The organism is Brevundimonas sp. NIBR10 (genome assembly GCF_027912515.1).
Classification (GTDB): domain Bacteria; phylum Pseudomonadota; class Alphaproteobacteria; order Caulobacterales; family Caulobacteraceae; genus Brevundimonas.
In genome coordinates, this window is the sequence record NZ_CP115464.1 from 1,854,050 (window position 1) to 1,878,671 (window position 24,622).

The 24,622-nt window shown below is 68.5% G+C and carries 28 protein-coding genes and 1 other RNA gene; 18 read left to right on the forward strand and 11 right to left on the reverse strand.

Translation table 11 applies throughout. From position 1 onward, the window contains the following. Positions 1 to 7 precede the first annotated feature (7 nt). From O5K39_RS09170 to O5K39_RS09180, 3 genes are all read left to right on the forward strand, one after another. Positions 8 to 772 carry an ATP12 family protein gene (locus O5K39_RS09170; protein ID WP_271146966.1) on the forward strand — a complete coding sequence of 255 codons (765 nt, stop codon included), beginning with the start codon at positions 8 to 10 and terminating at the stop codon, positions 770 to 772. A 76-nt stretch (positions 773 to 848) separates the two neighbouring features. Continuing rightward, positions 849 to 1,307: a hypothetical protein gene (locus tag O5K39_RS09175; RefSeq protein WP_271146967.1), complete on the forward strand. Its 459-nt coding sequence runs from the start codon at positions 849 to 851 to the stop codon at positions 1,305 to 1,307. Further along, a complete protein-coding gene (locus O5K39_RS09180; protein ID WP_271146968.1) occupies positions 1,304 to 1,600 on the forward strand; it encodes a transcriptional regulator in 297 nt (98 codons plus the stop codon). Before O5K39_RS09175 ends, O5K39_RS09180 begins: the two co-directional genes overlap by 4 nt. On the opposite strand, the gene O5K39_RS09185 is transcribed toward O5K39_RS09180, so the two are convergent. Together O5K39_RS09185 and O5K39_RS09190 are read right to left on the reverse strand one after the other, a co-directional pair. Beyond that, complete coding sequence (locus O5K39_RS09185) at positions 1,597 to 2,754, reverse strand: GNAT family N-acetyltransferase (protein WP_271146969.1); 1,158 nt, start codon at positions 2,752 to 2,754, stop codon at positions 1,597 to 1,599. The two genes, O5K39_RS09180 and O5K39_RS09185, sit on opposite strands and share 4 nt — an antisense overlap. After that, entirely contained in the window at positions 2,751 to 3,209 is a 459-nt protein-coding gene (locus tag O5K39_RS09190) for a RidA family protein (protein ID WP_271146970.1), read from the reverse strand. The genes O5K39_RS09185 and O5K39_RS09190 overlap by 4 nt, the downstream gene beginning before the upstream one ends. A gap of 94 nt (positions 3,210 to 3,303) precedes the next feature. On the opposite strand from O5K39_RS09190, the gene O5K39_RS09195 reads away from it, so the two are divergent. Continuing rightward, positions 3,304 to 4,236, forward strand: coding sequence for a hypothetical protein (locus O5K39_RS09195; protein ID WP_271146971.1), 933 nt, complete (start codon positions 3,304 to 3,306; stop codon positions 4,234 to 4,236). Between the two features lie 189 nt (positions 4,237 to 4,425). On the opposite strand, the gene O5K39_RS09200 is transcribed toward O5K39_RS09195, so the two are convergent. Both O5K39_RS09200 and O5K39_RS09205 read right to left on the reverse strand, forming a co-directional pair. Beyond that, positions 4,426 to 5,166: a polysaccharide deacetylase family protein gene (locus tag O5K39_RS09200; RefSeq protein ID WP_271146972.1), complete on the reverse strand. Its 741-nt coding sequence runs from the start codon at positions 5,164 to 5,166 to the stop codon at positions 4,426 to 4,428. Between the two features lie 23 nt (positions 5,167 to 5,189). Further along, positions 5,190 to 6,470 carry a DNA polymerase IV gene (locus O5K39_RS09205; protein WP_271146973.1) on the reverse strand — a complete coding sequence of 427 codons (1,281 nt, stop codon included), beginning with the start codon at positions 6,468 to 6,470 and terminating at the stop codon, positions 5,190 to 5,192. A 164-nt stretch (positions 6,471 to 6,634) separates the two neighbouring features. Between O5K39_RS09205 and O5K39_RS09210 the strand changes: the two genes are divergently transcribed. Continuing rightward, positions 6,635 to 7,000, forward strand: a complete 366-nt coding sequence (locus O5K39_RS09210; protein ID WP_271147129.1) for a response regulator — start codon at positions 6,635 to 6,637, stop codon at positions 6,998 to 7,000. Between the two features lie 6 nt (positions 7,001 to 7,006). After that, entirely contained in the window at positions 7,007 to 8,371 is a 1,365-nt protein-coding gene (locus tag O5K39_RS09215) for a PleD family two-component system response regulator (RefSeq protein WP_271146974.1), read from the forward strand. Between the two features lie 6 nt (positions 8,372 to 8,377). Here the strand turns inward: O5K39_RS09215 and O5K39_RS09220 are convergent, their stop codons facing one another. The 3 genes from O5K39_RS09220 to O5K39_RS09230 are packed head-to-tail and all read right to left on the reverse strand — an operon-like array spanning position 8,378 to position 12,042. Continuing rightward, complete coding sequence (locus O5K39_RS09220) at positions 8,378 to 9,709, reverse strand: S41 family peptidase (protein WP_271146975.1); 1,332 nt, start codon at positions 9,707 to 9,709, stop codon at positions 8,378 to 8,380. A gap of 12 nt (positions 9,710 to 9,721) precedes the next feature. Beyond that, positions 9,722 to 11,311 carry an ATP-binding protein gene (locus O5K39_RS09225; protein ID WP_271146976.1) on the reverse strand — a complete coding sequence of 530 codons (1,590 nt, stop codon included), beginning with the start codon at positions 11,309 to 11,311 and terminating at the stop codon, positions 9,722 to 9,724. Next, on the reverse strand, positions 11,308 to 12,042 hold the full coding sequence (locus tag O5K39_RS09230) for a response regulator (RefSeq protein ID WP_271146977.1): 735 nt from the start codon (positions 12,040 to 12,042) through the stop codon (positions 11,308 to 11,310). The genes O5K39_RS09225 and O5K39_RS09230 overlap by 4 nt, the downstream gene beginning before the upstream one ends. A gap of 127 nt (positions 12,043 to 12,169) precedes the next feature. On the opposite strand from O5K39_RS09230, the gene O5K39_RS09235 reads away from it, so the two are divergent. From O5K39_RS09235 to O5K39_RS09245, 3 genes are all read left to right on the forward strand, one after another. After that, a complete protein-coding gene (locus tag O5K39_RS09235; protein WP_271146978.1) occupies positions 12,170 to 12,844 on the forward strand; it encodes an EF-hand domain-containing protein in 675 nt (224 codons plus the stop codon). A 152-nt stretch (positions 12,845 to 12,996) separates the two neighbouring features. Beyond that, the gene (locus tag O5K39_RS09240; protein WP_271147130.1) at positions 12,997 to 14,202 is read left to right on the forward strand and encodes a S41 family peptidase; all 1,206 of its coding nucleotides are present in this window, start codon (positions 12,997 to 12,999) and stop codon (positions 14,200 to 14,202) included. 19 nt (positions 14,203 to 14,221) lie between these two features. Continuing rightward, the gene (locus tag O5K39_RS09245) at positions 14,222 to 15,484 is read left to right on the forward strand and encodes a S41 family peptidase (protein ID WP_271146979.1); all 1,263 of its coding nucleotides are present in this window, start codon (positions 14,222 to 14,224) and stop codon (positions 15,482 to 15,484) included. 137 nt (positions 15,485 to 15,621) lie between these two features. On the opposite strand, the gene purT is transcribed toward O5K39_RS09245, so the two are convergent. The 4 genes from purT to tkt all read right to left on the reverse strand — a co-directional run bounded on the left by purT (position 15,622) and on the right by tkt (position 20,123). Next, positions 15,622 to 16,818, reverse strand: coding sequence for a formate-dependent phosphoribosylglycinamide formyltransferase (gene purT, locus O5K39_RS09250; protein ID WP_271146980.1), 1,197 nt, complete (start codon positions 16,816 to 16,818; stop codon positions 15,622 to 15,624). A gap of 3 nt (positions 16,819 to 16,821) precedes the next feature. Continuing rightward, positions 16,822 to 17,670, reverse strand: a complete 849-nt coding sequence (locus O5K39_RS09255; protein ID WP_271146981.1) for a hypothetical protein — start codon at positions 17,668 to 17,670, stop codon at positions 16,822 to 16,824. 112 nt (positions 17,671 to 17,782) lie between these two features. Then, positions 17,783 to 18,169: a VOC family protein gene (locus tag O5K39_RS09260; protein ID WP_271146982.1), complete on the reverse strand. Its 387-nt coding sequence runs from the start codon at positions 18,167 to 18,169 to the stop codon at positions 17,783 to 17,785. A gap of 4 nt (positions 18,170 to 18,173) precedes the next feature. Next, positions 18,174 to 20,123, reverse strand: coding sequence for a transketolase (gene tkt / locus O5K39_RS09265; protein ID WP_271147131.1), 1,950 nt, complete (start codon positions 20,121 to 20,123; stop codon positions 18,174 to 18,176). A gap of 140 nt (positions 20,124 to 20,263) precedes the next feature. Between tkt and O5K39_RS09270 the strand changes: the two genes are divergently transcribed. The 9 genes from O5K39_RS09270 (at position 20,264) to O5K39_RS09310 (ending at position 24,622) form a co-directional block, all read left to right on the forward strand. Further along, a complete protein-coding gene (locus tag O5K39_RS09270) occupies positions 20,264 to 20,542 on the forward strand; it encodes a hypothetical protein (protein WP_271146983.1) in 279 nt (92 codons plus the stop codon). Further along, positions 20,542 to 20,871 carry a cell division protein ZapA gene (gene zapA, locus O5K39_RS09275; protein ID WP_271146984.1) on the forward strand — a complete coding sequence of 110 codons (330 nt, stop codon included), beginning with the start codon at positions 20,542 to 20,544 and terminating at the stop codon, positions 20,869 to 20,871. Before O5K39_RS09270 ends, zapA begins: the two co-directional genes overlap by 1 nt. A gap of 81 nt (positions 20,872 to 20,952) precedes the next feature. Further along, positions 20,953 to 21,115, forward strand: a non-coding RNA gene (ssrS, locus tag O5K39_RS09280) — 6S RNA. Between the two features lie 113 nt (positions 21,116 to 21,228). Beyond that, positions 21,229 to 21,450 carry a hypothetical protein gene (locus O5K39_RS09285; protein ID WP_271147231.1) on the forward strand — a complete coding sequence of 74 codons (222 nt, stop codon included), beginning with the start codon at positions 21,229 to 21,231 and terminating at the stop codon, positions 21,448 to 21,450. Positions 21,451 to 21,470: 20 nt separating this feature from the next. Continuing rightward, complete coding sequence (locus O5K39_RS09290) at positions 21,471 to 22,004, forward strand: 5-formyltetrahydrofolate cyclo-ligase (RefSeq protein ID WP_271147132.1); 534 nt, start codon at positions 21,471 to 21,473, stop codon at positions 22,002 to 22,004. A gap of 6 nt (positions 22,005 to 22,010) precedes the next feature. Further along, complete coding sequence (locus O5K39_RS09295; protein ID WP_271146985.1) at positions 22,011 to 22,832, forward strand: TIGR00282 family metallophosphoesterase; 822 nt, start codon at positions 22,011 to 22,013, stop codon at positions 22,830 to 22,832. An 85-nt stretch (positions 22,833 to 22,917) separates the two neighbouring features. After that, positions 22,918 to 23,109: a hypothetical protein gene (locus O5K39_RS09300; RefSeq protein WP_271146986.1), complete on the forward strand. Its 192-nt coding sequence runs from the start codon at positions 22,918 to 22,920 to the stop codon at positions 23,107 to 23,109. Between the two features lie 39 nt (positions 23,110 to 23,148). Continuing rightward, positions 23,149 to 24,102, forward strand: a complete 954-nt coding sequence (locus O5K39_RS09305; protein ID WP_271146987.1) for a DUF418 domain-containing protein — start codon at positions 23,149 to 23,151, stop codon at positions 24,100 to 24,102. Between the two features lie 115 nt (positions 24,103 to 24,217). Further along, entirely contained in the window at positions 24,218 to 24,622 is a 405-nt protein-coding gene (locus O5K39_RS09310) for a hypothetical protein (RefSeq protein WP_271146988.1), read from the forward strand.

Here is a 24,622-nt window from a genome sequence, read left to right on the forward strand (position 1 = left end):
CTGAGCGATGAGCCACATTCCGCCTCTGGACCCCATGGTCGCGGCCCGGAAGGGATTTCGCGAATCCGAGGAACGGTTGAAGCGATTCTGGAAGGCCGCCGGGGTCGAGGCCGTGGATGGCGGCTGGCGCGTGGTGCTGGACGGACGGCCGCCCAAGACGCCGGCCCATGCGGTTTTCGTCCTGCCGACCGAGGCGGCGGCGCGTCTGGTCGCCGACGAATGGGACGCGCAAGGGCAGTTCATCGAGCCGGGGACGATGCCCGCCACCCGACTGGCGGCGACGGCCATCGACCGGGTCAGCCAGACGCGCGAACCCGTCGCCGACGAGATCGCCGCCTATGCCGGGTCGGACGCGATCTGTTACGTCGCCGAACATCCGACGGGGCTGGTGGCGGAACAGGCCAGGGCCTGGGGGCCCTGGCGGGACTGGGCAGCAGCGGAACTGGGCGTGGTGCTCGAGGTCGTCGAGGGGATCATCCACAAGGCCCAGGATCCGGCGGCGATCGCGCGGGTGCGGGCGCTGGCGCTGGAGGCCGACGACTTTGCGCTGACGGCGCTGGCGACGGCGGTGCCCCTGCTGGGCTCGGCCGTACTGGGTCTGGCGGTGATGCGCGGGGCGCTGTCGGGGGATGAGGCCTTCGACCTCAGCCGGATCGACGAGGCCTATCAGGAACGCCAATGGGGCGTGGACGCCGAGGCGGCCGAACGCACGGCGGCGCGGCAGGCCGAGGCGGTGCTGGTCGATCACTGGTTCAGGGCGCTGGAGCGCTGACTTTCCACTCCGGAAAGTTTTCACTTGCCAGGCTGGAAAGCGTGCGTCATTTTCCAGTCTGGAAAGTGAGGACGCCATGCCTGAACCCGAGACCGACATCTCCGATCCCGCCGAGGCCCTGGCCTCGCTGAAGGCGGCGCGCGGCGCGGTGGGGCGCAGCATGACCTATCCGTTCGGCTATGACCTGCTCTACGGCGGGGTTTGCGCCCTGCTGGTGGCCGGTCAGGGACTGCCGCAGCCCTGGGCCGTTCTGACGGTGCCCATCGCCCTGGGGGCCTTGGCCCTGATGGTGCGCTGGTGGAAGAACCGGTTCGGCTTCTGGGTCGACGGGTTCCAGCCCAAGGGCGCGCGCTGGGTCGCCGTGGTCGTCGGCGTGCTGTTCGCGGCCCTGACGATCGGCTCCCTGGTCGGGCGCGAGAAGGGCATTCTGTGGCTGCCGCTGGCGACGGGAGCCGTTGCCTTCGTCGGTGCCGTCGTCGGCGGGCGTTGGTGGATGGCAGTCTATCGTCGCGACCTGGCAGAGACCGTCGAATGAGCCTCGTGCCCGCGCTCGACCCCGTCATCCATGCCCCGGGACGCCTCCAGATCTGCGGCGTGCTGGCAGGGGTTCAGGACGCCGAGTTCGCCATGGTCCGCGATGCGATCGGGGTGTCGGACTCGGTCATGTCCAAACACGTCAAGCTGCTTGAAGAAGCGGGTCACATCGCGGTGTCGAAGGTGGCGTCGGGCGGCCGTCAGCGCACCTGGCTGAAGCTGACGCCGGGCGGGCGTAAGGCGTTTCAGGCTCATGTGGCGGAGCTGACGCGGCTGGCGGGGGGCGCTCGCTAACCCTGCCGGTATGGCGACATCTCAGCCGTCATCTCCTCGATCCCTTGCAGCACCGCCGGTCGTTCGCGGTCGAGATAGTCGGCGACGGCGTGGCGCAGGCCCCGGTTCTCGATCCAGTGGGCGGAATAGACGGGGGAGGGCAGATAGCCGCGCGCGACCTTGTGCTCGCCCTGGGCCCCCGCCTCGACGCGGGACAGACCGCGCGAGATGGCGAACTCGATGGCCTGATAGTAGCAGAGCTCGAAATGGAGGAAGGGCACCTCCTCCAGCGCACCCCACTGGCGGCCATAGAGGGCGTCGCGGCCGATGAAGTTCAGGGCGCCGGCGATCGGCGTCCCGTCGCGGAAGGCCATGACCAGGGCGATCCGGTCGGCCATGGCCTGACCGATCATCGAGAAAAAGGCGCGCGTCAGGTAGGGGCGGCCCCATTTGCGCGAGCCGGTGTCCATGTAGAAGGCGAAGAAGGCGTCCCAGTGCGCCTCGGTGATCTCGGCACCGGTCAGGACGCGGATGTCGAGCCCGGCCTGGGCGTCCCTGCGTTCGCGGCGGATGGTCTTGCGGCGGTTCGAGGACAGGGCGGCCAGGAAGTCGTCGAAGGTCGCATAGCCGCCGTTCCGCCAGATGAACTGGGTGTCGATGCGGGGCAGCCAGCCGGCCTCGCTCATCGCGCGCCAATCCGGCTCGGTCGGGAAGTTGACGTGAACCGACGACACGCCGCTCTGTTCGGCCAACGTTTGGGCACCCTCGATCAGGGCGGCGCGGACGACGCCGGGGTCCGCGTCGGGATGGGCCAGGAACCGGGGCCCCGTCGCGGGGGTGAAGGGGACGGCGCCCAGCAGCTTGGGATAATACCGCCCGCCCGCTCGCTCATAGGCATCGGCCCACGAGTGGTCGAAGACGTATTCGCCCTGGCTGTGGCCCTTCAGATAAAGCGGCATAACGCCGAACACCGCCCCGTCGTCGGCGGTCAGGGCGAGATGACGCGGACCCCAGCCCTGACGCGGCGCAGCGCTGCCCGACGCCTCGCAGGCGTGCAGGAAGTCGTAGCTGACGAAGGGGTCGCCGGTCGGGGCGGCGCAGGCGTCCCAGGCCTCGCGGCCGATCGCGGCGAGGGTGTCGTGGACGTGGATGGAGAAGGCCGCCTCGGAACTCACTTCACCTCGACGATGGCATCCACTTCCACCGCGAAGCCCAGCGGCAGCTGGTACACGCCGACGGCCGACCGGGCGTGTTTGCCGGCGTCGCCGAAGACCTCGACCATCAGGTCGGAACAGCCATTGATGACGGCGGGGATGGCAGTGAATCCCGGGCCGGCCTGGACGAAGCCGCCCAGTTTCACGACCCGCACGACGCGGTTCAGATCACCGTCCAGCGCCGACTTCATCTGGGCGATCAGGTTGATGGCGCACAGGCGGGCGGCGGCCTGCGCCTGTTCCGGGGTCACATCGACGCCGACCGTACCCTTGATGCCGCCCGAGGCGTCGTTCGACAGCTGGCCGGAGATGTGCAGCAGGTTGCCGGTCTGGACGAACGAAACGTAGCTGGCTACCGGCTTGGCGGGTTCGGGAAGCTCGACGCCGAGTTCGGCGAGGCGGGCGGTGATGGACATGGAAAGCTCCGAAGGTTTGGCCCGGGGTTTAGCGCACGGCCGTCAGGGCGTCAGCCTTAAAGGTTCGCCAACCCGTGTGTGTCATGGTCGCGCCATGGAAATGCTCAGCCCCTCTCAGGTCGAAGCCTTCAAAGGCGTCCAGCAACGACTGGCACCCGACCTTCTGAACCGCGTCCTGACCGCTTCGGTCGAGGCCGTCTATCCGGCGCAGGCCTCGGCCAGCCACTGGAATTTCGACCTGCCGTCCCATGCCGCCGACGAGGCGCTGGAGGCTGACGCGACCGACGCCATGCGTCGCGCCCTGGTGGCGACCTGGGTGCTGGAGATGGCCGAGCGGGTCGAGACCGCCGCCCTGCCGGTCGAGGTGCATGAGCTTTATCCCTTCTGGCTCGACAAGTTGGCAGCGTTCCTGACGGAAGCGGCCGACGGTGATGCCGAATACGACCGCGACCACTATGCCAAGGACGTGCGGTTTGCCCTGGTGCTGAGCGTGCCGGGTGCGAAGACCCAGACCATCGATCTGTCGTCCCCGATGGGACCGGGCCAGGTGGTCCGCAACGGCCGCGACGGCTACGGCTGGTCGCAGGTCCTGGCCTATGCGAAGGCGCAGGGGTGGAAGAAGCCCTGGCTGGAGGTCCACACCGAGAGCCGCCATACTGACGATTTCACCGAGGCCGGCTGGGACCGAGCCTGGGCCACGGCCGCCGCGATCTGCAAGACGCGGCCCGAACTGGCCGGGATGATCGGGTCGAGTTGGTTCTATGATCCGCCGCTGGAGACCATCTCGCCGCGCCTGGCCTATCTGAGGCTCAATCCGCTGAAGGGCGGGGCCTTCATCATCCATCAGGGCCCGGCACCGATCCATTCCGAACGCTGCGGGGCGACCTCGCCGACGCGGCGCGCGATGATCGAAAGCGGCGAATACCTGCCGCGCTCCTGGCTGGTCGCCTGGCCGAAATCGACGCTGATCCCCTGGGCCGAAGCACGCAAGGCGGCGATGGCAGAGCAGGAGAAGCAAGCGGCGTGACGTTTCTCCTCCCTGTTCGCCGCTTGGCGAATGGGGAGGTGGCATGGCGCGTCTTCGCGGCATGACGGAGGGGGCGAAGCGGCATCAACCGCTGAGTCCCCCCACATCGAACACCGAGTCGCCCCCTCCGTCTCGCCGGCTGTCGCCGTCGATCCACCTCCCCATTCGCTGCGCGAACGTGGAGGAGAACTACGCCGCCACCCGCTCCCACCCATCGCCCACCGGCAGGATGTCCAGATCGGCGGCCTTGGCCAGGCGGATCACGCGGTCGAGGTCGTCGGGGGTGCAGCCGTAGGGGGTGGGGCCGTCCATGACGTCGTGGCCGTAGGCGATCAGCCAGCCCTTTGATGCGGCGGTGTCGGCCATCATCCTTTCGAGATCATAGCCGGGCAGGCGGCGGCTTTCGAGGCCGATGGCCTGCAACAGGTTGCGGTCGGCGGACCCCGCGTTGATCCCGTCGCGCACCCCCCGTCCGCACAGGAAGCGGCGATCGATCACGGCCTTTGACCCCAGGGCCGCGTCGCCGAAGGGATAGGCAAAGGTGGTCATGACGTGATCGTCGAGCCGCTCAGCGACCCACGCGGCGTTCCGTGCCAGGCTGGCGTCGAGTTCGGCGGGGCTAAGAGTCAGGGTCGAGACGTGCTCATAGGTGTGGCACCCGACCTCATGGCCGGCCGCGTGCAGGGCCTGAAGGTGTTCGGTCTCGAACTGCGGCAGGTCCATGTTGGAGCCGCCGGCCAGACCACCGCAGACATAGTAGGTGGCCTTGATCCCATGCTCGGCCAGGATCGGTCCGGCCTCGGTCCAGGCCGTGACGGGGATGTCGTCGAAGCTCAGGCTGAGCACGCCGCGCGCGGGGGCGATGTCCACCGGGCGGACGTCGAGGTAGCGACCGGCGCGGCGACGCATCTTGTCGATGAAGGCTTGCATAGGCGCAGGGTAGAGGTGGCGGGTTAATCCGGCCCTTCCGCGGGGCGTTTCAGCGCCCGTCCCGCCACCACGGCGTCCTTGCCGAACTTGTCGCGCAGTTTGTCGATGGTGGTCTCGGTCTTGAGGATACGGGTCTGGTCGGCGGCGAACAGACCAGCGGGGGCGTCGACCGCGTCCGTGACCTCGGCCATGCCGATGCCGATCAGGCGGTAGGGGCGGCCGAGTTCGGGCTTCAGCAGGTCGCGGCCGATGGCGAACAGCGCGCGCGCCGTCTGGACCGGATCGGGCACGCTGATGCGGCGAGTGACGATCTTGAAGTCGGTGCGGCGCAGTTTCAGCACGACGACGCGGCTGGCGACGCCGTCGCGCCGCGCCTTGGACGCCAGCTTTTCGCACAGGGGCCAGAGTTCGGCCTCCAGGTCTTCGGCGGTGGTCAGATCGACGTTGAAGGTGGTTTCGGCGCTCATGCCCTTGCGGTCATGCTCGGGCCGCACCAGCCGGGCGTCTCGCGCATGGGACAGGTCGTGCAGGCGCAGGCCGGTCTCGCCGTAGCGTTTGACCAGATCCTTCAGGTCGGCGGCGGCCAGGTCGCCGATGGTGTTGAAGCCGTCGCTTCGCAGGGTCTTTCCGAAGACGGGGCCGACGCCGGGCAGGGCGGTGACGGGGCGAGGGGCCAGGATGGCGACCGCGTCACGGCGATTGACGACCGAGAACCCGCGCGGCTTGTCCATCTCGGACGCCATCTTCGCCAGGAAGCGGTTGGGGGCCAGGCCGATGGAGACCGACAGGCCGGACTCGTCCTCGATCCGCTTCTGGAGCCGGATCAATTGGAGGGCGGCGGGCCCGCCGTTGAGGCGTTCGGTGCCGGAAAGATCGATCCAGGCTTCGTCCAGCGACAGGGTCTGGACCAGCGGCGTCAGTTCGCGGACGAAGCCGAAAATGCGGCCGCTCTCGTGAACGTATTTGGTGAAGTCGGGCTTGATGACCACGGCCTCGGGACAGGCCTTCAGCGCCTTGAACATCGGCATGGCCGAGCCGACGCCATACAGCCGGGCGACATAGCAGGCGGTCGAGACCACGCCCCTTACCCCGCCGCCGATGATGACGGGCTTGTCGCGCAGTTCGGGCCGGTCGCGTTTTTCGACCGAGGCATAGAAGGCGTCGCAATCCAGGTGGGCCAGCGTCAGGGTGTCGAGTTCGGGGTCGCAGACGAGGCGCCTGGAGCCACACGCCGGACAGCGGCTGTCGCCCGGAGACTCTGCCCCGGTCCACAGACAATCCCGACAGATGGCCGTGATGGCCAAGACCATTCCCCCTACCGAACGTGAGCCTCTGGTCGAATCCCGGTGCCGGTCGGCACCCGCTTCACGTGACCTTAAGAGTGGAGGGCGCAGGTTGCGAGGACAGAAGGCGAAGACGCCTCTCGATAAGCACGCCGCCAAAACGGGGGCGGACAGGCCGGGTGATGATGTCCAAGAAAGTCCTCATCGTCGAGGATAACGAGCTGAACATGAAGCTGTTTCATGATCTGCTCGACTCGCAAGGGTACCAGACGCTGCAGACCCGCGAGGGTTTGCAGGCGATGGCCCTGGCGCGTCAGCACTCGCCCGACCTGATCCTGATGGATATCCAGCTGCCCGAGATCTCGGGCCTGGAAGTCACCAAATGGCTGAAGGACGACGAGGAGCTGGCTCACATCCCGGTCATCGCCGTCACGGCCTTTGCGATGAAGGGCGACGAGGAACGGATCCGGCAGGGTGGCTGCGAGGCCTATATCTCCAAGCCCATATCGGTGATGCATTTTCTCGAAACCGTCCGGAAGCACCTGGGGTAAAGTGTAATGACCGCGCGTATCCTTGTGGTCGACGACGTGCCCGCCAACGTCCGGCTGCTCGAAGCCAAGCTGACGATCGAATACTATGACGTGGTGTCCTGCCACGACGGCCAGACCGCGCTGAAGCTGGCGGCGGCGGAAAAGCCCGACATCATCCTGCTGGACGTCATGATGCCCGGCATGGACGGGTTCGAGGTGTGCCGACGGCTGAAGGCGGATGCCGAGACGCGGCATATTCCGGTGGTGCTGGTCACGGCGCTGGACGGCCGCGAGGACCGGATCAAGGGGCTGGATGCCGGGGCCGACGACTTCCTGACCAAGCCGCTGGACGACGTGGTGCTGTTCGCGCGCGTGCGTTCGCTGGTGCGGCTGAAGCTGATCATGGATGAACTGCGCGAGCGCGAGGAGAGCGGTCGGCGGATGGGGGTCTCGACCGACGGTGCCGCGCGGTTGCGGGGGTCTGGCGGACGGGTCCTGATCGTCGACGACAATGCCCGCCAGGCGGCCAAGGTCATGGAAGAGCTGTCGCGGGAACATCGTCCGGTGATCGAGACGGACGCAGGCGCTGCTCTGGTGGCGTCACGCGGCCTGATCGACCTGATGATCGTCAATATCGCGGCCCAGGGCTTCGACGGCCTGCGGCTGATCGCCCAGATCCGCTCGGTCGAGGCGACCCGGCACCTGCCGATCCTGGCCATCGTCGAGACGAGCGAACGGCCGAGATTGCTGAAAGCGCTGGAGCTGGGCGTCAACGACATCCTGTCCCGGCCGGTTGATTCCGAGGAGCTGGCGGCGCGGGCCCGGACCCAGATCCGGCGCAAGCGCTACACCGACTTCCTGAGGGAAAAGCTGGACTACAGCCTGGAGATGGCGGTGACCGACGCCCTGACCGGCCTGCATAACCGGCGCTATATGTCGGGCCAGCTGCGGGCCTTCGTTCAGCGGGCCAACCACGGCGGCGATCCGGTGGCGGTGCTGGTGCTCGACATCGACCACTTCAAGGCAGTCAATGATGGATTCGGCCACGACGCCGGCGACGAGGTGCTGAGCGAATTCGCCGTGCGACTGGCCACCAATGTGCGCGCCGTCGACCTGCCCTGCCGTCTGGGCGGGGAGGAGTTCGTGGTGGTGATGCCCGATACCAGCCTGGAGGACGCGCACCGCATCGCCGACCGTATCCGCCGTGACGTCGGCTCGGCACCGTTCCGCGTGATGGGCGGGCGCGAGCATCTGACCATCACCGTCTCCGTCGGGGTGGCGGCGTCGCTGGGCGAGGGCGACACGCCCGAGGCCCTGCTGAAACGTGCCGACGAGGGCGTCTATGAGGCCAAGGCCTCGGGCCGCAACCGGGTCATCGCCCGCGCCGCCTGATCGGCCTCAATCCGTTCGGCGCGCACGCATCGGCGGCCCGCCGATCGCGATCAGGTCGAAGCTGACGGCACGACCGTCCTGAACCGTGAATCGATAGCGCCGCGACGGATCGCCGACCACGCTGAACAGGTCGTCGCCAAGCGGTGCCAGCATGACGGGCGGGCGGCGGCCGCTCATGATGGCCAACTGCCCATCGACCAGGCCTACGGTGCGTTCGCCGTAGTTCCCGACGTAAGGATTCAGGTCGACGGGCGCATTCGAGGCCCGCAGCGCCTCAAGGGCCCAGGCGGCGTCGGTGCGTTGGCCGTCGTTCGAGACGATGGTCTGAAGCGCGAGTTCCCGCGCCTTTCGCAGCGCCTGGTCCCAGGGCGTGGCGACGTCGGGCTGGACCCCCGTGCCCTCCCAGTTTCGCCCGGTGATCGGATTGACCGGCGAGCCGCCCGAGACGAAGACCGCGAACCCGCCCCCGGCCGGCACCATCCCGCCCGGATTGGCCGCGCCGCCCGTCGCGTCGCCGACGATGGTGGCGCGCTTCGTCGCCTGCATCGTGTAGGGAAAGGCTTCCGCCGCCGACCCGGACCGGGCGCTGGTCAGGATATAGACCGGGGTGGTCAGGCGCGGTTCGGGAAAGAAGACGCCCGGGGCCTCGCTCTCGGTCCCCGCGCGGCTGTGGAAGATGTTGTAGATCGGCGCATCGGCCGGGGTGAAGGCGCTGACCAGATAGCCGACCATCGACGGGGCACCGCCGCCGTTGTTGCGCACGTCGAAGATGACCGCATCGGCATCCGCGACAAAGGCCAGGGCGCTGTCGGCGGCCTTGCGGGCCGGATCGTCGGGGTCGGCGAAGTCGATGCCGTAGAAGCCGGTGATCTCCACATAGCCGATATTGCCGGGCAGGATTTCCGCCCGACGGAATCCGTAGTGGCTGCGTGCCTCGGGCGAGGCTCCCGGGGTGCGAGGGCCGGGCGGGGGGCCGGGCGGACGGGGCCCGGGGCGTGGACCCACGGCAGCCGGATCATGGACGACGTTGAAATGGGCGTCCTCGGGCTTGAGACGCGCGGTCAGGGCGGCGGCGAGGTCGGGCCCGTCGGTCAGGGTGTCAAAAGCGCCGGTCGAAGCCTCGGCCTCCAGCGCATCGGCGATCCGGGCACCCTTGGCCGGGTCGAAATAGAGGTCGCGGATGCGGGTCGCGATCGCCGAGACGGTCTGACGCGGTGACTGCTGTGCCGCTGCCGGCGCTTCCTGGGCCAGGGCCGGCAAGGCGACCAGGGGCGGCAAGGCCGTCGCGGCGGACAAGGCGAAGGCCAGGCTCAGGGTGGCGGGGCGAAGGCGGATCATCGCAGGTCTCCGTCAGGCGAGAGGAAGGGTCAGGCGGGCGATCAGGCCGCCTTCGGGGCGGGGGATCAGGACCACGTCGCCGCCGTGGGCGCGGGCGACCTGGCGGGCGACGGTCAGGCCGAGGCCGGCACCGCCCGTCTCGCGATTGCGGGAGCGTTCGGCGCGGGCAAAGGGCTCGAAGACGGTTTCCAGGTCGTCGGCGGGCAGGCCGGGGCCGTCGTCCTCGACCAGGACGACCGCGCGACCGTCCTGGGTCAAAGTGGTGACGCGGGCCACGCCGCCGTATTTCACTGCATTGCCGATCAGATTGGCCAGGGCGCGGCGCAGGCCGGCGGGGTCGCCCTGGACGGCCAGGGTCGGGCCTTCGGTGAAGCCGACAGGCTCGCCGGTGTCCGAAAATCCTGCGGCGCAGTCGGCGGTCAGGGTGGTCAGGTCGAGCGGCTCGCGCCGGTCGGGGGCCGCCTCGCCGCGCACATAGGCCATGGCCTGGCCGATCAGGGCGTCCATCTCCTCGACATCGGCGGCCATCCGGTCGCGCAGGGCCTCAGGGGCCTGTTCCGCGCGAAACCGCAACCGGGTCAGGGGGGTGCGCAGGTCGTGGGCGATGGCGGCGACCGTCTGGGTGCGGCGTCGGATATGGTCGCGCAGCTTGGCCTGCATGTCGTTGAAGGCAGTGATGGCGGTGCGCACTTCGCGGGGCCCCGATGGCTTCAGCGGCTCGGCATCGGGGTCGGCCCCCAGCCGTTCGGCGGCCTCGGCGAAGACGCGGATCGGACGGGTCAGCCGCCGCGCCATGAACCAGACCAGGGGTGCCAGCAGCAGCATGGAGATGCCCATCGACAGCAGCAGCCGCATCTGGGACGGCGACAGCAGGTCGTGGGGTGGCTCGACGATGGCCCAGCGGCCGTCCGGTTGCTGGAAGGAGGCGGTGAAGGGTGGGAAGCTGAGGCGATCGAACACGGCCAACTGATCGACCTGAATCCGCGACGGGCCGGTCCGGGTTTCCGTGCGGCTGACGACGATATTGGAGACTGCGCCCGCGACCGGGTCCGGCGTCCGACCGGCTTCAGGCTGGGCAGGGCCCTGACCTGCCGAGAGCCCGACAATGCGTGTCGTGGATTGGGTCTCGACAAAGTCTTGCGGCTTGGGCGGGCGCGTCATGACGATCACCCCGCCCGGGCCAAACGGCTCACGTCCGCCCGGCCGGTCCGCCGGGCGGTGGTCGAACAGGACCCGTCCAGCGCCGTCCCTGCGGCTCCATCCTGGGCCCTGGGTGGTCTCGACCCGCACCCTGTCCGGTGTGGTGCCCAGCCTGCGGGCCAGGGTGGTTTCGAGAGCCAGGGTCAAGGGATCGTTCGGCCTGTCCGCTGACCTCGAAGAGGCGGGGTGATCGGCAAGGCGGCGTTTCAAGGTCTTGCCGTCGGTGGTCTCGGCGGCTTCGCCTTTCAGGGCGCTGGCGGCAGCCTCCATGCTGAACCCCTGGGGCCTCGGCTCGGGGGCGAGGACGACCACGGCGAAGGCGACCGCCTGGGACAGGATCACGGCGACCGCGACCAGCAGGGCGACCTGAACCATCACCGAAATCGAGGCAGGGCGTTTCAAGCGCGTCGCCCGACGATGACGGCGGGTCGTTCCACCTTGATGTCGAACCGATAGCCCTCGCCGCGCAGGGTCTGGATCATCTCAAGGCCCGAGCCGTCGTCGAGCTTCTTTCTCAGGCGGCTGATCTGGACGTCCATGGCGCGGTCGAAGACGTCGGCGTCGGACCCGCGCGCGGCCTCCAGCAGCTGGTCGCGGGTCAGGATGCGCCCCGGTCGTTCGGCGAAGGTGCGCAGCAGGGCGAACTCTCCCGCCGACAGGCCGACGACCTGACCGTCCGGCCGGGTCAGCTCGCGCCGCATCAGGTCCAGGGTCCAGCCGGCGAAACGCAGGGCGTGGTCGGCGGGGACGGTGGTGTCCTCGCGCGGGCGACGCAGGACGGCGCGGACCCGGGCCAGCAGTTCGCGGGGATTGCACGGCTTGGCCAGATAGTCGTCGGCCCCGAGTTCCAGCCCCACGATCCGGTCGGTGTCCTCGCCCATGGCGCTGAGCATGACGATCGGAGGACCCGCCCGCGACAGCCGGCGCACGACCGACAGCCCGTCCTCGCCGGGCATCATCAGATCGAGCACGATCAGGTCGACCAGGGCCGTCGCCAGCGACCGGTCCATCTCGGCGGCGGAGGCCGCCGTGGCGACGTCATAGCCATGCTGGGTCAGGTAATCGCTCAGGACTTCGCGAATGCCGGGGTCATCATCGACGACCAGAATGCGGGCGGAGGTATCCAGGGACATCCGATCCTTATGCCGCGTCCGGCCGACACCGTCATTTCAGCCCTGAAACATTTATCAGACCGACTGAAATCCCCAGGCAAGGCCAGGGTGGTGAAACCGGGTCACAACAACACGAGGATTCCTCTCCATGCTGATCGTCCTGACCCTCGCCGCCGCCGTCGCCGGCCAGTCCGCACCGCCTGCGCCACCGGCGACCGAGACGCGCCACGAGGTCCGCATCGTCACCACCGGCGGCCCGGGTGGACATCCCGACATGGACAAGAATGACGACGGCTTCGTCACCCGAGAGGAGTTCACGGCACCCCAGACGGCGGCCTTCGACATGCTCGACACCAATTCCGACGGCCGGGTCTCGACGGAGGAGTTCGCCTCGGGCCGCGCCGCCGCCCATGTGATCCTGGGTGGGCCGGGTGGGCCTGGTGGTGCCAGTGGGCCGATGCGCTTTCAGATGAGCGGCCCGGGTGCCCCCGGCGGTCACGGACCGATGGGCGAGGGCAATGTGACGGTGATCCGTCGCGGCGGCCCCGATGGCGGCATGGCTCACATGGGCCCCATGGGCGCCGGCCGGAACGTCCAGATCCACACGATCGGCGGCCCCGGTCCTGACGGCCCCGGCGACCTCGACAAGGACGGCGACGGCAAGGTGTCTGAGGCCGAGTTCCTGGCACCCCTGCGCGACGCCTTCCAGCGCATGGACGCCGATCGCTCGGGCTCGCTGGAAGCCGGCGAGCATGGCCCGGGCGGCAATGCCAACGTCTTCATCATGCGTCGCGACGGGCCAGACACGCCGTCTGCGGACTGATCGTCACGAACGTGACTTGAGCGTTCCGGTCAGGCTGACATAGGGTGGCGGTGATGTTTCCCGCCACCCGCTCTCTTCGGCTCCCGAGCCACCGGTGCCCGGCGTTTGGTCCTGCGCGTGGCCTCGCGCTGATTCTGGCCGGCGTCTTGGCTGTGGTCGGGGCCGCGCCGGCCACGGCGGGTGAGCTCGCGTCGACGCCCGTTGTCGTCGCAGCCCCGCTCGACCGGGCGCGGGCGGAGATGAACCAGCGGGTCTTCGACCGGGTCTGGAGCGAAGTCCGAACCCAGTATTACGACCCGACGATCCATGGTCTGGACTGGACCGAGGCGCGCCGCACCTATCGTCCCGACGCCCTGGCAGCCCGCGACGACGGCCAGCTGTACCGCGTGATCGACCAGATGCTGGACCTGCTCGACGACGATCATGCGGGCGCGGCACCGCCGGCCGTGGCGCGGCGCCAGGACGCCCAGCGGCGTCGGCGGGCCGTGATGGGCGTGACCCTCTATCCCCAGGACGACGGCGGCTACCGGATCGAGCGGGTCCGCCCCGGTTCCCCGGCCGAGGCGGCGGGTGTGCGCGTCGGCTGGCGGCTGGCGGGTGACGGCACCGGCGGCTGGTCCCCGGATCGCGAGGTGGTGGACGGCCAGTCGCTGACCCTGACCTTCACGGATACGGACGGCGTGCGTCGTGACGTGACCCTGACCCCACGCGAGATGGACCCCTTGCCGGCCTTCGTCGCCGACCGGTCGCGTCCGGACGTGCTGGTGCTGCGCATCGAGGGGTTCGAGCCCGGTCTGGGCCGCTGGATGGGGGCGCAGCTGGCCGACCTGTCGCCGGACACGGCCGTGGTCCTGGACATGCGCGACAATCCCGGCGGCCTGCTGATGGAGGCCGATGCCGTGCTGTCCTGTTTCCTGCCCGACCGTATGGCCTGGGCGACGCGGACCAACCGGTCAGGACGAGCGGCGACGCTGCGCGTGCGAGAGGCCTGTGGCGGGCGGACCGAACCGGCGACTAATGCCCTGGCCGTGCTGGTCGATGGATCGACCCGCAGCGCCGCCGAACTGACCCCCGCCGCCTTGCAGGAGGCCGGGCGGGCCATCGTGGTCGGAGAGCGGACGGCCGGGGCGGTGCTGATCTCTCAGGATACGCCCCTGCCGGACGGCGGGCGACTGACGCTCAGCCGCGCCGATTTCGTGACGGCAGGCGGCGTGCGGCTTGAGAAGCGCGGCGTCGATCCCGACCTGGTCGTCGCTGATGCGGAGCGCGAACCGGACGCGGCGGACGAGGCCCTGCTGGCCGCCATCGCCGCCTTGCGAACCTCTGCAACCGTCGGCGCGAGGCCGGATGTCAACTGAACGGCGTGGCTGGGCGCGGATGAGCGTATGGCGGCGCGGGCTGGCCGTACTGGCCTTTGCAGGCCTCGCGGCCTGTCAGTCGATTCCGTACGAGCGGACCGGGGTGCTCCCCCCGCCCGTAGTGGTCGCCGACGCCTCGCCGGAACGGGCGGCGCTTAACGCCAGGACCTATGACGCGGCGGTCGGCTGGGTCGAGAAGCTGTTCTACGCAAAGGATTTCCATGGGGTGGATTTCGCAGCCGAGGCCGCCGCACGCCGCGCCGAGGCCATCGCCCAACCCGACGAGGCCGGCTTTTACGGCGCGCTGGAGGCTCTGGTCGACAAGCTCGACGACGATCACACCCAGACCCTGAGCCCGACCCGGCGCGAGCGGATCGCCGCCGGCGAGGCGGGCGACCGCCGACCCGGATACGGCATGGTGATGATGCCGCGCGGCGACGATCGCTATGTCTCGCGGGTGCGGCCCGACACACCCGCTTCGGCCGCCGGCGTGCAGGTCGGATGGAAGGTGGAGACCGTCAACGGCGTCCCACCGCGTTTCGCCTCGCCCGCGCAGGAGGGAAAGGCCGACACCGTGGTCTTCCTCGACGAGACGGGTGAGCGACACACGGTCGCGCTGACCCCCGTGCCGCTGGATCCCCTGCCGCGCACCGAGGCGCGACGGCTCGAGGGCGACATCGCCTATATCCGGTTCGACGACTTCGACCGCGAGACCTATGACTGGTACAAGGCCGAGTTCGCCAAACTGGCCGATGCGCCGCCTGCAGGCCTCATCATCGACCTGCGCACCAACGGCGGCGGAAGCCTGGCGCTGACGGGGATGAGCCTGTCCTGGCTGTTCGACCGAGAGATCGATTTCGGCGTGACCACCGGGCGTTTCATCAATCGGCGCTACAGCAGCGAATCTCCGGATCGACCCTATCTGGGCCCTGTCGTGATGATCGTGGGACCGGGCTCGGCCAGCGGTGGCGAGCTCTATCCGGCGGTGGCCCAGGAACTGAAGCGGGCCGTGATCGTGGGCGAGCGGACGCGCGGTGCGGTGATCGGATCACGGGCGGTCGAACTGCCTGACGGCGGCGCGATCCGGATCGGCATCTTCGACATGACCACCCCCGGCGGGGCCCGGCTGGAAAAGGTCGGGGTGATCCCCGACGTCCCCGTTGACATCGACTGGAGTGCGCTGCGTGAGGAACGCGATCCGGCGCTGGCCGTGGCGTTGACAGAGTTGGCCAATTTGGCTGCGCGCACCACCGTGACTTCAGGGCCGCGAACGGCCGAATAAATTCCTATTTCACCCTTGTCTTTTCGCCCGTCGTACCCATCTGACGGCTTCACGTCCGACACCGAGACTTTCGGAAATGGCGGTTTGGCGCTTTGGCGGTCACTTTTCGGACCGCCACCGCCAGTGACGACGGGCGATCAGCCCCGAACCGGTCTGACCTTCCCGGCAGCCTCGGTCGCGCGCGACCGTGCCTCGTCGGTGGTCGCGCCCAGCGCCGTGGCCACGCCCATGCGTCGCCGCTCGAAGCTTTCCGGCTTGCCGAACAGGCGCAGGTCCGCCGTCTGGACGGCCAGGGCCTCGGCGACGCCCTCATAGGCGATGCCCACCGCCTCCATGCCGCCGTAGATGACCGCGCTGGCCCCCACCTCGCGCTGGCTGACATCGACCGGCAGGCCCAGGATCGCCCGGGCGTGCAGGGCGAACTCGCTCATCGTCTGGGTCGCCAGGGTGACGAGGCCCGTATCGTGCGGGCGCGGCGAAACCTCGGAAAACCAGACCTGATCTCCCTTCACGAACAGCTCGACCCCGAACACGCCCCAGCCTCCGAGCGCCTCGGTGACCCTGCCCGCGATGTCCTGAGAGGTCGCGAGCGCCGCCTCCGACATGGCCTGGGGTTGCCAGCTCTCGACATAGTCGCCGCTGATCTGGCGATGGCCGATCGGGGCGCAGAAATCGGTGCGGGTCTGGCCGTCCACACCGCGCGACCGGACGGTCAGCAGGGTGATCTCATAGTCGAAGTCGATCCGGCCCTCGACGATGACACGGGTCGTCTCGACACGGCCCGACGACTGCGCATAGGCCCAGGCGTTGCCGGCATCCTCCAGGGCGTCGATCACCGACTGGCCCTTGCCCGAGGACGACATCACCGGCTTGACGAAGACCGGCAGGCCGATCGTGTGCGCCGCCTCCATCAGCTCGCGCGACGACCCCGCAAACGCATAGGGGCTGGTCGGCAGGCCCAGCTCCTCGGCGGCCAGTCTGCGAATCCCCTCGCGGTTCATGGTCAGTTGCACCGCACGCGCCGTCGGCACGACCCGCGCCAGTCCGGCGGCTTCGATCTGGGCCAGGACCTCGGTGGCGATGGCCTCGATCTCCGGCACGATGATGTGTGGGGCCTCGGCCAGGATAACGCCGTTCAGCACCTGGGGGTCGGTCATCGGGATGACGTGGCTGCGGTGGGCGACCTGCATGGCCGGGGCGTTCGGATAGCGATCGACGGCGATCACCTCGACGCCGAGCCGCTGCAGTTCGATCGCCACCTCCTTGCCCAGCTCGCCCGCGCCCAGCAGCATGACCCGGACAGCCGTGTCCGACAGCGGTGTTCCCAGTTTCATCGCCTATTCCTTCGGGGACCAGTTGCCGGCCGCATGGGCGGTCGCGAGAGCCTCGATCAGCCGGCCCTCGACGCCGCTGGCCCGCATGGCCGCCCCGTCCATGATCGCGGCGTCGCCACAGGCCTGGACCACGTGCGGCAGGTCCGGCGAGACCATCAGCCCACCGGCCTCCGCGTCGGCCGAGAGCCGGAATCCGTTGCTCGAGAATTCTTCCGCATCGAAGACCGGCGCGCACTGCTCCATCCATTCGGAGCCGCCGTCCTGACCCACGATCTGGGCCTTGATGGTGCGGACATACCAGGCCGCGAGGGCGGGCGAATAGACGATCGGGACGGACCCGGCGGGCATCCCTTCGGTGTCGCCGTTGTTGACATTCATTGTCTTCAGGACATCCGACCAGTCCACTCGCCGGCCCGAAGCCAGGTCATAGGTCACCGTCGTCTGGCTGGTCGACGGATAGGGGCCGCCGCAGTTGTATTCCTCGGAAATGGCATAGGTGACGAAGGCTGGCCCGGTCATCGGCTGGCTGATCCAGCGGCTGTATCCACCGTCCGGATTTTCGCAACCGGCCGCGCTCTCGCGGGCAGCGGCGTCCAGGGTGTCGAGGTCGGCGTTGATCGCGGCGATGGCCGGCGTGGTGCCGACTAGCCGGGGCAGGGCGGCGATGTCCTTGCCGAGGTCGGGCCGGGCCGCGAAGGCGACCGGGGTGTCCGCCAACGCCTGCGCGGCCGCCGTCGTTTCACCCGCCGCCTGCGCCGCCGGGGTCTGATTGCAGGCAGTGATGCTGATGGCCGACAAAGCCAGGGCCAGACGTGGGCCACGCCAGATGAAAACTCGATCGCCCGTCATCATGGTGCCGCCCCCCGGTTGTCTGATCGCGCGGTGGCCGTTCCAGACCCCCTCGGCCTTCCTCTACGCGTCTTTGGGTCCGCGCCGAAAGTCCCATTGGTCCCATGGAAACGCCTCAGCGCGCTGGTTCGATCAGGTCCCAGGCGTTGCCGTACAGATCCTCGAACACCACCACCTTGCCATAGGGCTCGTGACGAGGCGTCTCGCGGAAATGAACCCCGGTGGCCAGCCACGCCGCATGGTCCCGCATCAGGTCATCCGTCTCCAGGAACAGCCAGACCCGATCGCCGGCCTGGGAGCCTACCCGGGCCCGCTGTTCGTCCGACGTCGCGCGTGCCAGCAGCAGAGAGGTGTCGCCGCCCTTCGGCGTCACCCGGACCCACCGCTTGCCTCCACCCATGTCGGTGTCCTCCGACAGGTCGAAGCCCAGCTTGCCGACATAGAAGGCGATGGCCTCGTCGTAGTCGCGGACCAGCAGGCTGACGGCGCCGATCCGGCTCATGCGATCACAGCCGCTCGCACACGGCCTTGAGCACGGCGTCGGTGGTGATGCCGAACTTGTCGTACAGGACCTCTGCGGGGGCGGAGGCTCCGAAGCCGGTCATGCCGATGAAGGCGCCGTCTTCGCCGATGAACCGTTCCCAGCCCTGCTTCACGCCGGCTTCGACGGCGATCCGCACCGTTCCGCGTCCAATCACCGAGGCCTGATAGGCCGCGTCCTGCTGCTCGAACAGGGCCCAGCAGGGAACCGAGACGACGCGCGTCGGCGTGCCTTCGGCCTCCAGGGTCTCGGCCGCCTTGAGGGCCAGGGGCACCTCGGTGCCGGTGGCGAACAGGGTGACCTTGGCCTCGCTGGACGCAGACTTGAGCTCATAGGCGCCCTTGGCTGACAGGTTCTCGTCGGAGGCCGTGACCCGCACCGCCGCCGTCTTCTGGCGCGACAGACAAAGGGCCGACGGAGCGGTCGCAGTCTGGAGCGCGACCTGCCAGCACTCCATGGCCTCGATGGTGTCGGCGGGGCGGAAGGTCAGCAGGTTGGGAATGGCCCGCAGCGCCGCCAGATGCTCGACCGGCTGGTGGGTCGGGCCGTCCTCGCCCAGGCCGATCGAATCGTGGGTCAGGACGTGGATCACCCGGATGCCCATCAGGGCCGCCATCCGGATCGCCGAGCGGCTGTAGTCCGAGAACACCATGAAGGTGCCGCCGTAGGGGATGACCCCGCCGTGCAGCGCCATCCCGGTCATGGCCGTGGCCATGCCGAACTCGCGGATGCCCCAGTTCACATAGCGCCCCTCATAGGTCGGGGCGTCAAAGATCGGCGTGTCCTTGACGAAGGTGTTGTTGGAGCCGGTCAGGTCGGCCGAGCCGCCGATCAGTTCGGGGACGGCCCCGAACAGCTGATCCAGCGCCGCGCCCGAGGACTGGCGCGTGGCCTGGGCCGGTTTCGTCTCGACCAGTTCGGCGATGGTGGCGTTCAGCGCGTCGAACGCCGAGGTCGGCAGTTCGCCCTTCATGGCGCGGGTGAAGTCCGCCGCCTGCGACGAGGCGGCCAGACGGTCTTCCCAAGCCTTGCGCGCCTTGACGCCCTGTTTGCCGACCTTCTTCCAGGCCTTGTCGATGTTTTCCGGCAGGTCGAACGGCTCGTGCGTCCAGGACAGGCCCAGCCGGGTGGCGGCGATCTCGGCAGCCCCCAGGGCGGCGCCGTGGGTCTTGTGGCTGCCTTCCATGGTGGCGGCACCCTTGCCGATCTTCGTCTTGCAGGCGATCAGGGTGGGCTTGTCCTGCTTGGTCGCCCATTTCAGGGCAGCCTTGATCTCGTTGACGTCATGGCCGTCAATGGCCTTGACCGCCCAGCCGCAGGCCTTGAACCGCGCCTTCTGGTCGGTGGCGTCCGACAGGCTGACTGCCCCGTCGATGGTGATCGCATTGTCGTCCCACAGGACGGTCAGCCTGTTCAGCTTGTACCGACCGGCGAGGGCGATCGCTTCTTGCGACACCCCCTCCATCAGACAGCCGTCGCCGGCGATCACCCAGGTGCGGTGATCCACGAGATTCTCGCCGAACCGCGCCGCCAGATGCCGCTCGGCCATGGCGAAGCCGACCGAGTTGGCCAGGCCCTGACCCAGGGGACCGGTCGTGGTCTCGACGCCCGGCATATGGCCGTACTCGGGATGTCCCGCCGTCTTCGAGCCCCACTGGCGGAAGTTCGACAGTTCCTCGCGTGTTGCCGTCTTGTATCCCGTCAGGTGCAGCAGGGCGTAGATCAGCATCGAGCCGTGGCCCGCCGACAGGATGAACCGGTCCCGGTCCGCCCAGTCCGGCCGCGAGGCGTCGAACTTCAGGTATTTCGAGAATAGCACGGTGGCGACATCGGCCATTCCCATCGGCATGCCGGGGTGACCACTGTTGGCCTTCTGCACCCCGTCCATGGCCAGCACCCGGATGGCGTCCGCCATCTGCTTGATCGTCGGCTTGGCGGCGGAGGATTTGTCGGCGGTCATGAACAGACCTTTCGTCGGAAGGCGGTAAATTCGGGGTGCGCCGCTTTACCCCGAGGCGTTCGCGGGTTCTATACGGAATCTGGAGGATGCGACCGATGGCCGACGCCACGACCGCCGCCCGGGACCGGATAGACCGGGCCCTGGCCGCGCTGGAACAAAAAGTTCTGGAGCTGAAGGCCCGGCCGGCGTCGGCGCCTCCGATCGCCGACGACGACCTGTTCGCGCGCGCGCCCGGCGACACCGCCATCGATCCCGACGCCAGGGCCCGCATCGCCGCGCTGGAGGCCGCCGGCCGTGACGCGTCGGCCGCCCTGGCGCGGGCCACGGATCGGTTGCGCGGCCTGCTGGTGCCGACGAACGAGGACCCCGCCTGATGGCGACGGTCACGGTCGAGATCAACGGTCGCCCCTATGCCGTCGGATGCGCCGACGGTCAGGAGGAACGCGTCCGCATCCTGGCGCGCCAGTTCGACGGCCATGTGAAGTCGGTCGCCGGCGATGTCGGCCACGTCGGTGACCTGCGGCTGTTCCTGATGGCGGCGCTGTTGCTGGCCGACGAACTGCATGAGGCGCGGCTGGCGCTTCAGACCGGGACCGACGCCCCTGCGGTTTCCACGGCCACGCCGCCGTCTTCCGACACGGGCGTGGCCGAGGCTCTGAACGCTGTCGCCGCCCGCATCGAGAAGATCGTCCAGTCGATCTGACCCAGACTACTCAGGTCGGTGCCCGGCTTTCGCGTCGTCCTTGTGATCGGAGCCGGCAGGGCCTATCTTCCTCCTTGGCGGGTCATGCTGTGGCTCTCGTCGAAGGCAACATATCCTCGCGGCCTTAATTCACTCGAAGGGAGCTGTCCCTGTCTGGGTCCGTGGACCCGGGTATATGGCGCCCACCTGGCTACCCAGGCTCGAGAGGATTCAAACCGTCCTTCACGGCTCTTACGGCGCCGCCAACCTCTCTCTTTTTCCGGGCGCTATCGCTTGCCGCGCGGCGGCTCACTGCTTGAGCGCGGTGCGGCCGTGGCGTAGACACCGCGTAACAAGCGTCAGCTTGAGGAGCAGGCCATGAAACGCGGCTGGTTCGGCCCCAAGGTCTTCGGCTGGGGCGCATCCCCGGCGAGTTGGGAAGGCTGGTTGGCGACGGCGGTTTTCGTCGCAGCGATGATTGGCGTCGGCCTCTTTTTCGAACATCGAAGCTGGGGCTGGGCTCCACCGTTCGGCATTCTCGCCGTCTATCTGGTCGTCGTCGTCCTGACCTATCGCCGAGACGCCAGGACCTGGTTCTGACCGCCCCAGACAAGGCGACCCTGCGCGCGGAGGCCCGCAGCGGGCGTCGACGCCTCGCAGAGATCGAGCCGGATGCCGCGAACCGCGCCGCATCCTTCCTCACGGACCTCCCGTCCGGCGATCTCGTCGCCGTCTATCGCGCCATTGGCTCCGAGCTGGATCCGGAACCGCTGGCGCACGCCGTGATTGCCGCCGGCCGTTCGCTGTGCCTCCCCGTCGCGCTGGAGCGGGACGCCCCCATGATCTTCCGCCGCTGGTCGCCCGGCGAGCCCCTGGAAATGGACGCCGCCGGCTGTCCCGCCCCCCTGCCGCTGGCGGAGGTCGTCGATCCCGACCTGATCGTTACGCCCCTGCTGGCTTTCGACGACTTCGGCGGGCGGCTGGGGCAGGGCGGCGGCTACTATGACCGGACCTTCGCGGCGCGACGCGACGCCATCCGGATCGGCTTCGCCTTCGGGGGCCAGCGCGTCGCCCGCCTGCCGATGGACGAGCACGATGTCCGCCTGCATGGCGTTCTGACCGAGGTCGGCTATACCCCGGCGCGAAAGGTCTAACTCCTCATGCGTCTTGCCTTCTTCGGCGACGTGATCGGCAAGTCCGGTCGCGATGGTATTTCCGATCATTTGCCCGGACTCAAGCGGGACCTGAAGCTCGACTTCGTGGTGGTCAACGCCGAGAACGCGGCGGGCGGGTTCGGCATCACCGAGAACACGGCGCGCGAGCTGTTCATGGCCGGCGCTGACTGCCTGACCCTGGGCAATCATTCCTGGGACCAGCGCGAGGCCCTGACCTACATCGTGCGCGAGCCGCGGTTGATCCGGCCGGCCAACTACCCCCGGCTGATGGATGCGCCGGGTGCCGGGGCCAATCTGTTCGAGACGCACAGCGGCCGGACGGTCCTGGTCATGAATGTGCTGGGTCGCATCCACATGGACCCGAACGACGATCCGTTCAGCGCGGTGGATCGCGAGCTGAACGCCGCGCCTCTGGGGGCGGTTGCCGACGCCGTGATCGTCGACATGCACGCCGAGGCGACCTCCGAGAAGATGGCCATGGGGCATTTCTGCGACGGGCGGGCGAGCCTTGTCGTGGGCACCCACACCCATGTGCCGACCGCCGATTGCCAGATCCTGCCTGGTGGAACCGCCTACCAGACCGATGCCGGCGGCTGCTGCGACTACGACAGCGTCATCGGCAACGAGAAGGAAGAGCCGCTGCGGCGCTTCACCACCCGCATATCCGGCGGCCGCTATGTTCCCGCGCATGGGCCCGCGACGATCTGTGGCGTCTTTGTCGAGACGGACGACCGAACGGGTCTGGCGATCCGGGTCGAAGCGATCCGGGTCGGGGGGCGGCTGAGCCAGGCTATCCCGGTGGTCTAGGCAACGGCTACGCTTGATTGACAGTCAGCGGTCGGGCTCGCATCAAGGTCGCCGATCCGGGCTTCAGACCCGGGTGGGGGAAACCATGACGACCGAGGCGATCGGTGTTGGCCGGGCGGGCGAGCGGCTGGCCGCAGTGGACGGCCTGCGGGGCTATGCGCTGCTCGGACTGTTCCTTGTCCATATGTGCGAGCTGTTCGAGCTCTACTGGGCCATCGAGGTCCCACCCAGCGCGATCCACGATGCGGTCTTTGGCATCTTCGCCGGCAAGTCCTAAGCGATCTTTGCCCTCTGCTTTGGCTTCGGCGTCTTTGCCATGATGGACGGCGAGGCACGACGGGGCCGGGATTTCACCGGGCGACTGGCCTGGCGGCTGGGCATCCTGCTGGTGATCGGCCTGCTGCACGGGCTGATCTATCGAGGCGACATCATCCAGGTTCTCGCGGTGTCCGGATTGCTCGTGCTTGCGATCAACCGGATCCGCAGCCTCGCCTGGCTCTGGGCCATCGCTGCCGTCTTCTTTCTCCAGCCGTGGATGCTGTTCCGGATCGCCGCCGCACTGTCGGGCCAGGCCTGGGCCGTTTCGCCGCCCAACTTCTCCCACGACCCCGCAATGCCGATCTATCTGACGGGCACGCTAATCCAGACACTGGTTGCCAACCTTTGGGACGGGCTGACGACCAAGTGGTGGTTCATGTTCGAGTCGGGCCGGATTTCGCAGATCATGGGCCTGTTCGTGGTCGGATTGATCCTGGGCCGCACCGACTTCTTCGGAGACGAGGACAGGCTGAAGCGGGCTCGTCGGATCGCCATCCCGGTCTTGCTGGCGTCGATCCTGACCCTGCGCGCCTTCAGGGATGAACTCTCGACACTGCTGTTCCATGACGGTCTCGACGGTGCTGACTGGGTCTGGACCATGATGACCGGCGCCTGGATCGACCTGGGCTGGACGATGTTGTCGGTTCTGTTGTTCGTAGAGGTTTGGCACCGGCTGGGCGGCAGGATCCTGGGCTGGCTGGCCCCGGCAGGCCGGATGACCCTGACCCTTTACATCGTCCAGTCGCTGGTGTTTGTGCCCGTGTTCTACGGCTTCGGCCTCGGTGGGTATCAGACCATCGGCCAGACCCAGGCCTTCCTGATCGGGATCGTCGCCTTCGGGGTTCAGATGCTTTTCGCGAGCTGGTGGTTCACCCGCTACCGATACGGGCCACTGGAGTGGGGACTGCGATCCCTGACCTGGCTGAAGCGCATCCCGATACGCCGTTCGTAGTCGGAGCACCGGCTCGTCCAGACGTCAGGCGTCGTCAGGCGCGGGCCGTGCTTGCGTCCAATAAGAGGTCTCGGAGAGCTGGGAACGAGGGCGGGCGATGCAGTGGGGCAGGGTCTTGGGCGTTACCGCGGTCTTCGGTCTGATGGGTCCATTGGTGGGAGGATTCGTCGCCCTGGGCTGGACGCTGGCGACGCTGGACCGGCACCATCCCGCCATGGCCCTGGCGATCGTGGTGACCTGGACCATCCCCTTGCTGGTGGGCATGGTCATCGGAGCCCCCGCCGCCGTGGCGTCCGGGCTCGGCCTGGGGCTCGTGTCCGACCGCATCCGGCACGGTGGGTTGTGGGTCCTGGCGGCGACCCTCACCACGAGCGCAGTGGCTTCGGCCTTTCGCCTGGCCTTCAGGCATCAGGTGGATTCCGGCGCGACGGCGGTGGCGGGAGCCCTGGCCGGGCTGATCTGCGGTCTGATCTGCCTGGCCTTCAGGCCGACCAGGCCTGATCAGGCTGGTCGGCCGTAA